Annotated in this window: 9 protein-coding genes; 6 read left to right on the top strand and 3 right to left on the bottom strand. The window is 72.6% G+C overall.

Annotated elements, in window-relative coordinates:
• Positions 1–51: 51 nt before the first annotated feature.
• Positions 52–1,746 carry a M4 family metallopeptidase gene (locus ACZ6TV_RS07105; protein ID WP_465296250.1) on the top strand — a complete coding sequence of 565 codons (1,695 nt, stop codon included), beginning with the start codon at positions 52–54 and terminating at the stop codon, positions 1,744–1,746.
• Between the two features lie 37 nt (positions 1,747–1,783).
• Complete coding sequence (locus ACZ6TV_RS07100; protein WP_465296249.1) at positions 1,784–2,638, top strand: sulfurtransferase; 855 nt, start codon at positions 1,784–1,786, stop codon at positions 2,636–2,638.
• Here the strand turns inward: ACZ6TV_RS07100 and ACZ6TV_RS07095 are convergent.
• Together ACZ6TV_RS07095 and ACZ6TV_RS07090 are read right to left on the bottom strand one after the other, a co-directional pair.
• A complete protein-coding gene (locus tag ACZ6TV_RS07095; RefSeq protein WP_465296248.1) occupies positions 2,629–3,399 on the bottom strand; it encodes a hypothetical protein in 771 nt (256 codons plus the stop codon). The two genes, ACZ6TV_RS07100 and ACZ6TV_RS07095, sit on opposite strands and share 10 nt — an antisense overlap.
• Positions 3,399–3,860 carry a sigma-70 family RNA polymerase sigma factor gene (locus tag ACZ6TV_RS07090; RefSeq protein WP_465296247.1) on the bottom strand — a complete coding sequence of 154 codons (462 nt, stop codon included), beginning with the start codon at positions 3,858–3,860 and terminating at the stop codon, positions 3,399–3,401. Before ACZ6TV_RS07090 ends, ACZ6TV_RS07095 begins: the two co-directional genes overlap by 1 nt.
• Before the next feature lie 145 nt (positions 3,861–4,005).
• Between ACZ6TV_RS07090 and ACZ6TV_RS07085 the strand changes: the two genes are divergently transcribed.
• The gene (locus ACZ6TV_RS07085; protein ID WP_465296246.1) at positions 4,006–6,612 is read left to right on the top strand and encodes a putative bifunctional diguanylate cyclase/phosphodiesterase; all 2,607 of its coding nucleotides are present in this window, start codon (positions 4,006–4,008) and stop codon (positions 6,610–6,612) included.
• Positions 6,613–6,621: 9 nt separating this feature from the next.
• Here the strand turns inward: ACZ6TV_RS07085 and ACZ6TV_RS07080 are convergent, their stop codons facing one another.
• Entirely contained in the window at positions 6,622–7,266 is a 645-nt protein-coding gene (locus tag ACZ6TV_RS07080; protein ID WP_465296245.1) for a TetR/AcrR family transcriptional regulator, read from the bottom strand.
• 70 nt (positions 7,267–7,336) lie between these two features.
• Here ACZ6TV_RS07080 and ACZ6TV_RS07075 point away from each other — a divergent pair, with 70 nt between their 5' ends.
• The 3 genes from ACZ6TV_RS07075 to ACZ6TV_RS07065 all read left to right on the top strand — a co-directional run bounded on the left by ACZ6TV_RS07075 (position 7,337) and on the right by ACZ6TV_RS07065 (position 12,355).
• On the top strand, positions 7,337–8,455 hold the full coding sequence (locus tag ACZ6TV_RS07075; RefSeq protein ID WP_465296244.1) for a hemerythrin domain-containing protein: 1,119 nt from the start codon (positions 7,337–7,339) through the stop codon (positions 8,453–8,455).
• A gap of 116 nt (positions 8,456–8,571) precedes the next feature.
• Positions 8,572–10,617 carry a hypothetical protein gene (locus tag ACZ6TV_RS07070; protein ID WP_465296243.1) on the top strand — a complete coding sequence of 682 codons (2,046 nt, stop codon included), beginning with the start codon at positions 8,572–8,574 and terminating at the stop codon, positions 10,615–10,617.
• Positions 10,618–10,870: 253 nt separating this feature from the next.
• Positions 10,871–12,355 carry a DUF7402 domain-containing protein gene (locus tag ACZ6TV_RS07065; RefSeq protein WP_465296242.1) on the top strand — a complete coding sequence of 495 codons (1,485 nt, stop codon included), beginning with the start codon at positions 10,871–10,873 and terminating at the stop codon, positions 12,353–12,355.
• Positions 12,356–12,463: the final 108 nt, after the last annotated feature.

Here is a 12,463-nt window from a genome sequence, read left to right as displayed (position 1 = left end):
AAGTCCGCGGACGGCTGAACCCGCGGCGCGGATCCTGCGTTGGTGTATCCCATGTCACTTCGCCGGTTACTCCTGGTCGTCGCGGTGGCGTCAGCGGTCGCGACGGCCGGCTGCACGCCCTCGCCCGAGTCCACCGACACCGCCGCGACCCCGGTCGCCGGCGCCGACCCCGCGTCGGAGTCGCCCGAGCCCTCCGTCGACCCGGCGGCCGCCGAGGCCGCCGAGGCCGCCGACCCCGCCGCCGCACCGGCCCGCCGCGCGCTGGACGCGCACGGCGCCGACGTGCGGGCCACGCCCGAGGACCGCTTCGCCTTCTACGGCAGCCGCCTGGACAACGCCGCCGACGCGGCCGGCGGCGGCGCCCACGTCCGCTACACCCGTACCTACCGCGGGCTGCCCGTCCGCGGCGGCGACATCGTCGTGCACACCGGGCCGGGCGGGGCGTACAAGGGCTCGTCCAACGGCCTGGTCGAGCCGCTGCAGGTCGACACCGTGCCGAAGGTCGGCGTAACCGACGCGACGGCCGCCGCGAAGGGGCACTTCACCGGCCGGGCCGCGCGCACCGGCGTACCGCGGCTGCTGATCGACGCGTCCACCGGCACCGGGCGACTCGCCTGGGAGACCGTCGTGTCGGGCGTGGCGAAGGACGGGCAGACCCCGTCCCGGCTGCACGTGTTCACCGACGCGCACACCGGCGCGCTCATCGCGAAGTGGGACGAGATCGAGACGGTCGGCGGCACCGGCAACAGCCTGTACAGCGGCAAGGTCACCGTCGACACCCAGCGCTTCGGCACCACGTTCCGGATGACCGACGCCGCCCACGGCCGCGGCACCGTCTGCGACATGGCGCACCGGGAGGACGGCGCCTGCAAGCTGTTCACCGACGCCGACAACACCTGGGGCGACGGGAAGCCCGGCGACCCGCAGTCCGCCGCGGTCGACGCCGCCTACGGCGCCGCGGTCACCTTCGACTACTTCAAGACCGTGCACGGCCGCCGGGGCGTGTTCGGCAACGGCCGCGGGATGCCGTCGCAGGTGCACTTCGGCGACGCGTACGAGAACGCCTTCTGGGACGGCCAGAAGATGACCTACGGCGACGGCCGCGACAACGCCCACCCGCTCGTGCAGCTGGACATCGCCGGGCACGAGATGAGCCACGGCATCACCGAGCACAGCGTCTCCGGCGGCCTCGACTACGTGGGCGAGTCCGGCGGGCTCAACGAGGCGACCAGCGACATCTTCGGCACGGCCGTCGAGTTCGCCGCGAACAACGCCGCCGACCCGGGTGACTACGTGCTCGGCGAGAAGATCGACATCAACGGCGACGGGACGCCGCTGCGGTACATGTACAACCCGGCGCTGGACGGTTCGTCGCACAGCTGCTGGTCCACCCAGACCGCGCAGGTCGACGTGCACTACTCCTCCGGTGTCGGCAACCACTTCTTCTTCAACCTCGCCGAGGGCACCGGCAAGACCGCGTACGGCACGTCGCCGGTCTGCGGCAACGCGGGCGCGGTCACCGGCATCGGCCGGGCCAGGGCGGAGAAGATCTGGTACCGGGCACTGGACTCGTACTTCACCTCCAACACCAGCTACGTCAACGCCGGGAACCCGGGCAACACCGCCCGCGCCTACACCCTGCGGGCCGCCGCCGACCTCTACGGCAGCTGCGGCGCGGAGTACCGGGCGGTCCAGAAGGCGTGGACGGCGGTGAACGTCGCGGGCGCCGACGCCGCCTGCGCATAGGATCTGCTGCGGGAGCACGAGCGCTGGAGGTTCACGGATGGGTCCACTCGTTCAGGTCGCGGACGTCGAGGACGGCGTCACACTGCTCGACGCGCGATGGACCCCGCAGCCGCCCCCGGCGCTCGACCGCTACCGGGCCGCGCACCTGCCCGGCGCCCGGTTCGTCGACCTCGACGTGGACCTCGCCGCCCCGCCCGGCACCGGCGGCCGGCACCCGCTGCCGGCCGCGGCCGACTTTCAGGCCGCGATGCGCCGCCTCGGCGTGCGCGCCGGCGCCCCGGTCGTGGTCTACGACGACCGGGACGCCACCGTCGCGGCCCGGCTGTGGTGGATGCTGCGGCACTGGGGCCACACCGACGTGCGGGTCCTGGACGGCGGCATCGCCGCGTGGATCCGGGCCGGCCGGCCCACCTCGTCGGGTGACCCGGTGCCGGTGCCGCCCGGCGACTTCACCGCCGCGGACCCGCGCGACGACCTGCTGACCGTCGACGAGGTGCCGGCCTTCCTCAAGGACGGCGTCCTGCTCGACGCCCGGCTCGGCCCCCGCTTCCGCGGCGAGGTCGAGCCCCTGGACAAGGTCGCGGGCCACATCCCGGGCGCGGTGTCGGCCCCGACCTTCGACAACAGCGACGCCGACGGCCTGTTCCTGCCGCCGGCGCGGCTGCGGGAGCGGTTCGCCGGGCTCGGCGTCACCGGGGACCGGCCGGTCGCGGCCTACTGCGGCTCAGGGGTGACCGCCGCGCACGAGGTCCTCGCCCTCGAGCTCGCCGGGTTCACGCCCCGGCTGTATGCGGGCTCCTGGAGCGAGTGGATCGCCGACCCCTCCCGGCCCGTCGCCACCGGGGACACCCAGGGGACACCAACGGCCGGCGGTGCCGCGGCTCACGGGTAGAGCGTGAGCCGCGGGTCGCGGGCGAGCTCCACGGCCTGCTCGCCGGTCAGCGGCGGGTTGCCGGTCAGCGCCGGGTCGTTGCTGATCGACACCTCGACCGTGCTGCCGTCGGCGCGGTCCGAGTCGACCTCGTAGCGGATCATGCCCGGCTTCTCGGCGACGTGCGTCTCGATCGTGTAGGTCGGGGCGACGTCGGGGAGGATGGCGCACTCGTAGCGCACCGACGACGCCGTCACGTCCGGTGAGGTGGGGAGGCAGCCGCCGTACACGATGGAGAGCTGCTGGCGCACCATGGTCACCCGCAGGGTGCCGGTCACGCCGAGCGCGGTGACGTCGGCGGTGATCACGTAGCCGTAGGTCACGTCGAGGGAGCCGGTGGCGACCGGCACGACCTGCCGCTCGACGGTGGGCCGGCCGGTGACCTGGGCGCCCGGCGCGGCGGCGGGGACCGCGTCGCGCACCACGTCCCGCAGCCGCGCGACGGCCGACTCCAGCGGCTCCACCGGCTCCATGCCGAGCAGCCCGACCGGCGGCCGGACCGGCACCGACGGCGCGGTGCTCGGCGGTGCGCCGGTCACCGTCGGCGCGGCGGCGGGCAGCAGGAGGGTGCCGAACGCACCGGCCGCGACCAGGCCCGTGCCGGCGACGGTCAGCCGCCGGTTGCGGACGCGCCGCCGCGAACGGCGGACGAGGACGTCCAGGGTGTCGCGGGCCGGGGGCTCCGCGGTGAGGAGCGGTTCGAACAGCTGCTGGTGGCTCATCATGCCTGCCTGACGGTCGAGGTGGGCGCGGCGAGGGCGCGCAGGGTCTCCAGGCCGCGGGCGGTCTGGCTCTTCACGGTGCCGATGGAGACGCCGAGGATCCCGGCGGTCTCCTCCACCGACAGGTCGCAGTAGAAGCGCAGGACGAGCACCGCACGGCGGCGCGGGCCGAGCTGCGCCAGGTAGGTGTCCAGGGTCATCCGCTCCACCGTCGCGTCGGTGTCGCCGCCGGGCGGGCCGGGCTCCGGAAGGTCCTCGTCGAGCAGCTCCCGGCGCCACGGGCGGCGGTGCTCGTCGACGACCGCACGGGCCAGCATGCCGCCCACGTACGCGTCGAGGCTGTTGATCGAGTCCCGGCGGTGCCATTGCCGGTACAGCTTGTCCAGGACCGTCGCCACGAGGTCGTCGGCGAGGTGCCAGTCGCGGCACAGCAGGAACGCGGTCCGGCGCCAGGTTGCCATCCGCGGTCCCGCGTAGTCGCGGAACTCCGCTTCGTCGGACGTGTTCACCCCTGTGTGACGGGCCTCGCGGGCTTCTGGGTTGCCGCGTTGGTGCGACTTCGTAAACCCGGCCCCGGACCGGCCGATCTTCAGGGCGGAAGAGGGGGTGTCCGTGCTGGTCCGGGCGTATGTCTGCGTCACTGTGGCGCTCAGCGCCGTGTACTACCTGACGCCCGACTCGCCGCTGCGGTCGATCCTGTGGACGACGGTCGCGTCGGCGGCGGTGGTCGCGGTCGCGGCCGGCGTGCTGCTGCACCGCCCGGTGCGGCCGCTGCCGTGGGTGCTGGTCGTGGCCGGGCTCGCGACGTACACCATCGGCGACACGCTCTACTACTGGCCGCAGCTGGTGCACGACCAGGAGGCGGTCGGGCCGTCGGCCGCCGACGTGTTCTACCTGGCGATGTATCCGCTGCTCGCGGTCGCCCTGGCGATCCTGGTCCGGCGGCGCAGCCCCGGCGGGGACCGGGCGGCGCTGCTCGACGCGGCGATCATCACCGTCGGCGTGTCGCTGCTGACCTGGGTGTTCCTGATCAACCCGTACCTGGTCGCCACCGGCGGTACCGTGGCGGAGCGGGTCACGCAGGTGGCGTATCCGCTCGGGGACGTGCTGGTGCTCGCCGTCATGGTCCGGCTCGGCAGCGGCGGCACGGCCCGCGGGGTGCCGTTCCGGCTGCTGCTCGCGAGCCTGCTCGTGCTGCTGGCCACCGACGCGGTCTTCGCCTGGCAGTCGGTGCGCGGGCAGTTCCACGCGGGCAGCTGGCTCGACGTCGGCTACGTCGTGTTCTACCTCGGGATCGGCTGCGCCGCGCTGCACCCGGACATGCGCCGGCTCGACGAGCCCGTGCGGGCCGGCCAGGCGCGGCTGACCAGCGGCCGTTTCGCGGTGCTGCTCGCGGTCGCCGCGCTGCTCATCCCGGCGGTGATCACCGTCGAGTCGACGGCCGTGGCGGAGCTCGCGGTGTTCCTCGCCGCGTCGTGCGTCCTGTTCGTCCTGATCCTGCTGCGCATGGCGGATCTGATGAAGGCGTTGCGGGAGGTGCAGCGGCAGCGCGCGGAGGGCCGGTTCCAGCGGCTGACGGAGCAGCTCACCGACGTGCTGTCGATCTGCGGCCGGGACGCGAGCATCCAGTACGTGACACCGTCGGTGCGGTCGCTGCTCGGTCACCATCCCGACGTGCTGCTCGGCACGCTGCTCACCGACCTCATCCACCCCGACGACCGGCAGCGGGTCACGGTCCTGCTGGGCAGCGCCGAGCAGACGGGCCGGGTCGGGCCCCTCGAATGCCGGCTGCGGCGCGCCGACGGGCAGTACATCGTCGCCGAGACCATGGGCCGCATCGTCGACGACGCCGACATCAGCGGCTACCTGCTCACCACCCGCGACGTCACCGAACGCAAGGCGCTGGAGGACCAGCTCACCCACCGGGCGTTCCACGACGAGCTGACCGGTCTCGCCAACCGCGCCCTGCTCGCCGACCGGGTGCACCACGCCCTGGAGCGGCGCGGTGGCCCGTACCGGCACCTCGCCGTCCTCGTCGTGGACCTCGACGACTTCAAGACGGTCAACGACTCCCTGGGCCGCGCCGCGGGCGACGCGCTGCTGCGCGCCGTCGCGGACCGGCTGCGCACCTGCCTGCGGTCCGCGGACACCGCCGCCCGGCTCGGCGGTGACGAGTTCGCGATGTTGCTGGAGCATCTCGACGACGCCGCCGAGGCCGCCCGGGTCGCCGAGCGGGTCCTCGCCACGCTCAGCCAGCCGCTGTCGATCGGCGGGCGGGAGATCCAGCCGCAGGCGAGCGTCGGCATCGCCCTGCCCGACCCCGACCGGCCCCCGGACGCCGACGAGCTGCTGCGCAACGCCGACGTGGCGATGCACATGGCGAAGCGGCAGGGGCGCAACCGGTTCGCCTACTTCGCCCCGAGCATGCACGCGGGGCTGCTGGACAAGCTCGACCTCACCGAGGAGCTGCGCGGCGCCGTCGAGCGGCACGAGCTGCAGGTGTACTACCAGCCGTTCGTCGACCTGTCGGGCGGCACGATCGTGGGCGCCGAGGCGCTCGTACGGTGGCCGCATCCGGAGCAGGGGTTCATCCCGCCGGACCGGTTCATCCCCCTCGCCGAGGAGAGCGGGCTGATCCTGCCGCTCGGCTACGCCGTGCTGGACGTCGCGTGCCGGCAGGCGGCGCGGTGGCCGGGCCTGAAGATCAGCGTGAACCTGTCGCCGCGGCAGGTCCAGGATCCGGCGGTCGTGCTGTACGTGCAGCAGACCCTCGCCCGGTCGGGGCTGCCGCCGCACCTGCTGACCCTGGAGATCACCGAGTCGCTGCTGCGGGAGGACGCGGAGGTCGCCCAGCACCGCCTCAACGAGCTCAAGGCGCTCGGCGTGCAACTCGCCGTCGACGACTTCGGCACCGGCTACTCGTCACTGTCCCGCCTGCACGACTTCCCGATCGACGTGCTGAAGATCCCGAAGCCGTTCGTGGACGGGGTCACCCAGGGCGCCGAGCAGTCCGCCCTGGCCCGGGCCATCCTCGACCTGGCGGCGGCGCTCGGCATGGCCGTGGTCGCCGAGGGCGTCGAGCACGCCGAGCAGGCCGAGGAGCTGCACCGCCTCGGCTGTCCCATCGGACAGGGCTTCCACTTCTCGAAGGCGGTCCCGGCGGACGAGTTCGACGCGCTGCTCGTCACGGAACCCGAAGCGGCGGGCCGGTGACGGCTGTCGTCACGCGGCCGGCAGCAGCAGGCAGGTGACGGTCTCGGCCATCCAGTCGGCGACCTGGTCGTCGTCCCAGCCGAGGTGGTGCGCGACGAGCCAGCCCGCCTGGTGGTTGAGCGTCGTCCACAGCAGGGTCGCGCCGCGCTCGACGGTCAGGCCCTCGCGCAGCGGACCGAGCGCGGCGACGGACCCGACGAGCGCGGTCATGTCGGTGAGCCGGTGCGACTCCAGCTCCTCCCATGAGGCGTTGATCGCCGGGTCGGTGCCGGCCGCCTGGACGAACGCGCGGCTGATCGGCGTCAGCGTCCTGGCCCGGTCGGCGACGGCGCGGGAGAACGTGCGGATCAGGTCCCGCTGGTCGTCGACGGCGAGGGCGGCGCGGACCTCGTCCCGCTCATACAGCGGGATCGGCCGGTCGTCGCCGGCGACCGCCTCCTCGTGGGCACGGCGCAGCAGCTGCGCCTTGGAGCCGGCCTTGTAGACCGACTCGACGGCGACGCCCGCCTCGTCGGCGATCGCCTGCATGGTGGTGCCCGCATAGCCGCGGCCGGCGAAGAGCCGCCCGGCGGCCTGGACGATCGCCGCCCTGGTCGCCTCGGCCTGCGCCTGCCGCCGCGGAGACCGGTAGACCCGGCTCTGTGTCGCATCCACGATATTGACCCCATGCCAGCTGTCTCGAATACAGTGTGACTGCACCGAATATACCTGAGGAGCGATCACGATGACAGACCAGTCCGGATACCTGTTGATGCACGCCGCGATCCGGGTCGAGCTCGACCGGCTCGCCACCTTCGCCGCGGACCTCGCCGCCGGGCGGCGCCGGCCCGGCCCGCGCCAGCTCACCGCGCTGCGCGACCACGTCGCCGACGCGTTCGACATGATCCACCACCACCACGTCGGCGAGGACGAGTTCCTGTGGCCGATGCTGCGCGAGGCGGTCGGGCCCTCCGGGTCACTGGACACGCTCAGCGACGACCACGGCGAGCTGGACCCGCTGATGGACCTCATCCGGTCCTGCCTGGACCGGCTCGCCGGCGGCGGCGACGCGGCCGCCGGGCTCGCCGACGCGGCGGTGCGGCTGCGCGACCTGATGGTGCCGCACCTCGCGGAGGAGGAGACGGTCGTCGTCCCGATCGTCGCCGGGCACATCAGCGCGGCCCGGCACGCGGCGATGGAGAAGGCCATGCGCAAGGCGCTGCCGATCCGGATGGGCTTCGCCGTGCCGTGGGTGATGAGCGCCGACGCCACCCTCGCCGCGCAGGCCCTGCGGAGCCTGCCGCTCAGGCTGATCCTGCGCCTCACCCGCGGCAGGTACCGGCGACGCCTGCAGGACGCGTACGCGGACCTCGCGCCCGCCGCACCGGACATCGCCCTGACCGCCCGCGCCGAGGTGGTGATCCCGGCTCCGGCCGCGGAGGTCTACGCCGCGATCGCCGACGTCACGCGGATGGGCCGCTGGAGCCCCGAGTGCTACCGCTGCGAGTGGGACGACGCCGCGACCGGCGCCGTCCCGGGCGCCCGTTTCCGCGGTTCGAGCCGCAGCGGCGTGTTCCGCTGGACCCGCGAGTGCGTCGTGCTCACCGCCGAGCCGGGCGTGGAGTTCGCGTTCCGCACCCTGTGGCGCGGCCCGTTCGCCGACACCACCGTCTGGCGGTTCCGGCTCTCCCCGACCCCTGACGGCGGGACCCGTCTCGTGCAGACGATGGCCCTGAGCGCGGGCCGCGGCGTCATGCTCTACGAGCGGCTCAGCGGCCGTGACCGCTCCATGCCGCAGGCGATGGCCGCGACCCTGGATCGCGTCCGCGCCGACCTGTCCGCCCACGCCATCGCCCGGAGATAAAACCGAAAGATTCTCGCTTCCTGTTGACAGTCACCCCCGTCTATCACACGCTGGTCTGACTTCACACCGGCCGCCGGGGCGCGTGCTCCGGCACGCTTGAAGGGGGCACCGCCATCATGTCCCTGCCACTGCGCCATCCGACCGCTTTCATCGCAACCCTGCTCGTCTCGATCGCGGCGGCCACGGTCGCCGCCGCACCCGCGGCCTCGGCCGCGCCGATCACCGCCAACGCCGACGCGCTGGACGGCACCTGCGCCACGCTGCGCGTCTACAACGGCAACAGCGCCACCGGCTACGTGGTGCGCAGCGGGGCGGGGTACGGCTTCACGTCCTCGGCCTCCGGCGCCACCGCGTTCCGGCTCGAGGCCACCCAGCTCGGCCGCTACGAGCTGTTCGGCTCCGACGGCAAACCCGCGTACCAGAGCGTCGTCGGGTTCATCATGGCCGGCGACTCCTACGGCGACCGGGCCGACTTCACCGTCGCCAAGGTCGGCGACCGCTACCGGTTCACCGCCACGGCCACCGGTCAGGTCATGGGCTCGTTCCTGTGGAGCCTCGGCGCCGCCGGCTCGTCCTACACGGTCGCGCTGGACTCCGCGACGGGCTGCTTCACCCCGCCCGACATCTCCCCCGCCGTCACCGGCACCGCCGCGCCCGGCGTCGACGGCAGCGGCAAGCTCGTCGGCACGATCGACGCGCACGCCCACATCACCGCCGCCGCGGCGTTCGGCGGCCAGATGCACTGCGGCGAGGCATGGGCTCCGGGCGGCGTGCAGGTGGCGCTCGCCGGCTGCGACACGCACCGCAGCCTCAACGTCGGCGCGCTCTTCGAGGCCGTCGTCGGCGGCACCGATGCCGTGAACTCCCCCGAGGACGGCTGGCCGACGTTCGGCGACTGGCCCCAGCACAACTCGCTGCTGCACGAGCAGTCGTACTACCGGGGCATCGAACGGTCCTGGCGGGCCGGCCAGCGGGTGCTCAACGCGCTGCTGGTGGCGAACCGCGCGATCTGCGAGCTGTTCCCCTACCGCGACACGCCCTGCGACGAGATGGACCAGATCCGGCAGCAGTCCAGGTACCTGTACTCGATGCAGGACTACATCGACGCGCAGAACGGCGGCGCCGGCAAGGGCTGGTTCCGCATCGCCACCACCCCGGCGCAGGTGCGCAGCATCGCCGCGCAGGGCAAGCTCGCCGTGACGATCGGCGTCGAGAACTCGGAGATCTTCGGCTGCCGCGAGATCAACGACGTGCCGCAGTGCACCACCGCCCAGATCGACGCCGGCCTCGACGAGCTGCAGGCGATCGGCGTCTCCGGGCTGTACCCGATCCACAAGTTCGACAACGCGTTCGGCGGCACCCGCTTCGACGCGGGCGTCAGCGGGGCGTTCGTCAACCTCGGCAACCTGCTGGGCACCGGCCACTGGTGGACCGCCACCAGCTGCACCGGCCCGGCGGACAACGAGCAGCCGCTCGTCCAGGACGACCTCGTCAAGCTGCTCAGCTTCGGGATCGTGGGGCTGCCCGCCGGCGCGGTCCTGCCGGTGTACCCGAGCGGCAAGATCTGCAACACCCGCGGGCTGACCACCCTCGGCCGGTACCTCATCCAGAAGATGATGGACCGCGGCATGATCATCCACGTCGACCACATGAGCGTGAAGACCGCTCAGGCCGTGCTGGACATGGCCGCCGCCGCCCGCTACCCGGGCGTGGCGTCGGTGCACAGCTGGTCCGACCCGGTGATGATCGACCGGATGCTCGCGGTGGGCGGGTTCGTGGCCACCTACGCGAACTCGGTGCCGGAGTTCCTGAGCGAGTGGCGGGCCAACCGCGCCGCCCCGCACGGCAACGCCATCGTCGGCTACGGCTACGGCACCGACGTCAACGGCCTCGGCGACCAGGCCAACGCGCGCCCCGACGCGTCGTCCGCGCCGCTGATCTACCCGTTCACCGCGCCGAACGGCACCACGGTCGCCAAGCAGGTCTTCGGATCCCGCACCTTCGACATCAACACCGACGGCGCCGCGCAGTACGGCCTGTTCGCCGACTGGACCACCGACCTCATCCAGCGCGCCGGTGGCGACAGCGCCCTGCTGCGCCAGCAGCTCATGGCCGGGGCGGAGGCCTACGTCCGGATGTGGGAGCAGGCCATCGCCTGGTAGGCGTCCCTGGTAATTGTCCACTGCGCATGACAGGCGGCGGGCCGGTTCTCCGGCCCGCCGCTCGCGTGTCCCGGCTGAAAGTTTCGCCCGGACCGGCAGCCGAAAATGTTTCGGCAGCTGTAGACCGTCTTAAATCTCTGAACATCTTGTCACAAGGATTGACGCGAGGCGATTTGCCCTGCCAGGGTGCCGAAAAGGATTTCGTCGATGCGCATCGGCTCCGCCCCCACCCTTGTGAAAGGGAGTCCGAACCATGCCCGGATCCAGAACCACCCGCCTGGTCGTCGCGGCCGTCGCCGCGCTCGGCCTCGTGGCCACCGGCGCCTTCGTCGGCACCGCGTCCGCCGGTGAAGGCACCATCCGCAGCGCCGGGGTGCCCGCCAACGACACCGCCAAGGGGCTCGTCTACGACGGCCTGCAGCGCCGGCCCGCCGGGCCCTGCGGCGCGGGCCTGCTCGAGGTCAAGGGCACCAGCCCGATCATGTGCACGCACGGGCCGGACGCCGCCCCCGCCGGCCTGTCGGTCAGGACCAGCGTGCCCGCATTGGCCGCCACCAGCACGGCGGCGGCCGCGCAGTCCCTCGCGGTCTGCGAGGGTGACGGCACCAGCGGGCGGCGGGTCGAGGTGCTGTACATCCACGGCACGACCAGCCGGTACTCGCAGTACCTGGAGACGTTCCGCTCCCTCGCCGAGGGCGTGGACACGATCTTCAACGAGAGCGCCAAGGAGACCGGCGGCGAGCGGCACGTCCGGTACGTCACCGAAACCGTCAACGGCGCGTGCCGCCCGGTGGTGCGGGACGTGAAGATCGCCGACGCCGCGCTGAACGCCAACGACTGGGCGCCGCTGCTCAACGCCGTCAAGGCGGCCGGCTACAACCGCACGGACCGCAAGTACCTGCAGTTCGTCGACGCCAACGTGTACTGCGGGATCGGCGGCCTGGCCGGCGACACCCGCAAGAGCGACGCGAACCGGTCCAACACCGGGCCCGAATACGCGCGGGCGGACAACGGCTGCTGGTCGGCCGGCGTCGCGGCGCACGAGCTCGGTCACACGCTCGGCGCCGTCAACAACAACGCGCCGAACGCGTCCGGCTACGGGCACTGCACCGACGAGTGGGACGTCATGTGCTACAAGGACGGCGACAACGTCGTCATCCGCACGGTGTGCACGAACCGGTCCCACGACGACCGGCTCGACTGCAACCACGACGACTACTACCACACCAACCCGCCGGCCGGTTCCTACCTGGCGCAGTACTACAACGTCGCCGACAACCTGTTCCTCATCAAGGGCGGCGGCGCGCAGCCGGACAGCAACCTCGCGCGGTCGGCGACGGCCGGTGCGTCCTACACCTCGCCGTGGGAGTCGGTCGCGGCGATCAACGACGGGATCGACCCGCCGTCGTCGAACGACACGGTCAACCCGCGCTGGGGCACCTGGCCGAACAGCGGCCAGCAGTGGGCCGAGCTCACCTGGTCCTCGGCCGTCTCGCTGCGCCGCGCGCAGGTGTACCTGTTCGACGACAACCAGGGCATCGACCTGCCGTCGAGCTGGAAGCTGCAGTACTGGACCGGCAGCGCCTACGCCGACGTCCCCGGCACCTATCCGGTGGCGGCGAACGCGTACAACACCGTCACCTTCACCGCGGTCAGCACCACCCGCCTGCGGGTCGTGCTGCAGTCCAACGGCACCAACTCGGTCGGCCTGCTCGAGGTCAAGGCGTACGCGAGCTGACCACCGCCGTGGGGGGGGGGGGGGGCGGGGCGGGGGGGCGGGGGTACAACAAGGAACAAGGGAACAAGAGCACGAAAAAAAACAAAAGCACAACAAAAAAAAAACCAA

The sequence above is a fragment of the Dactylosporangium sp. NPDC051087 genome (genome assembly GCF_055586325.1).
This window is presented reverse-complemented; position numbering and strand designations above follow the sequence as displayed.

What these genes read in the sequence shown, in the direction of transcription:
- ACZ6TV_RS07095 (WP_465296248.1), bottom strand. Translation starts at nt 3,399, where the DNA reads ATGAGCCACCAGCAGCTGTTCGAACCGCTCCTCACCGCGGAGCCCCCG.
- ACZ6TV_RS07105 (WP_465296250.1), top strand. Translation starts at nt 52, where the DNA reads ATGTCACTTCGCCGGTTACTCCTGGTCGTCGCGGTGGCGTCAGCGGTC.
- ACZ6TV_RS07070 (WP_465296243.1), top strand. Translation starts at nt 8,572, where the DNA reads ATGTCCCTGCCACTGCGCCATCCGACCGCTTTCATCGCAACCCTGCTC.
- ACZ6TV_RS07065 (WP_465296242.1), top strand. Translation starts at nt 10,871, where the DNA reads ATGCCCGGATCCAGAACCACCCGCCTGGTCGTCGCGGCCGTCGCCGCG.
- ACZ6TV_RS07090 (WP_465296247.1), bottom strand. Translation starts at nt 3,860, where the DNA reads ATGGCAACCTGGCGCCGGACCGCGTTCCTGCTGTGCCGCGACTGGCAC.
- ACZ6TV_RS07075 (WP_465296244.1), top strand. Translation starts at nt 7,337, where the DNA reads ATGACAGACCAGTCCGGATACCTGTTGATGCACGCCGCGATCCGGGTC.
- ACZ6TV_RS07100 (WP_465296249.1), top strand. Translation starts at nt 1,784, where the DNA reads ATGGGTCCACTCGTTCAGGTCGCGGACGTCGAGGACGGCGTCACACTG.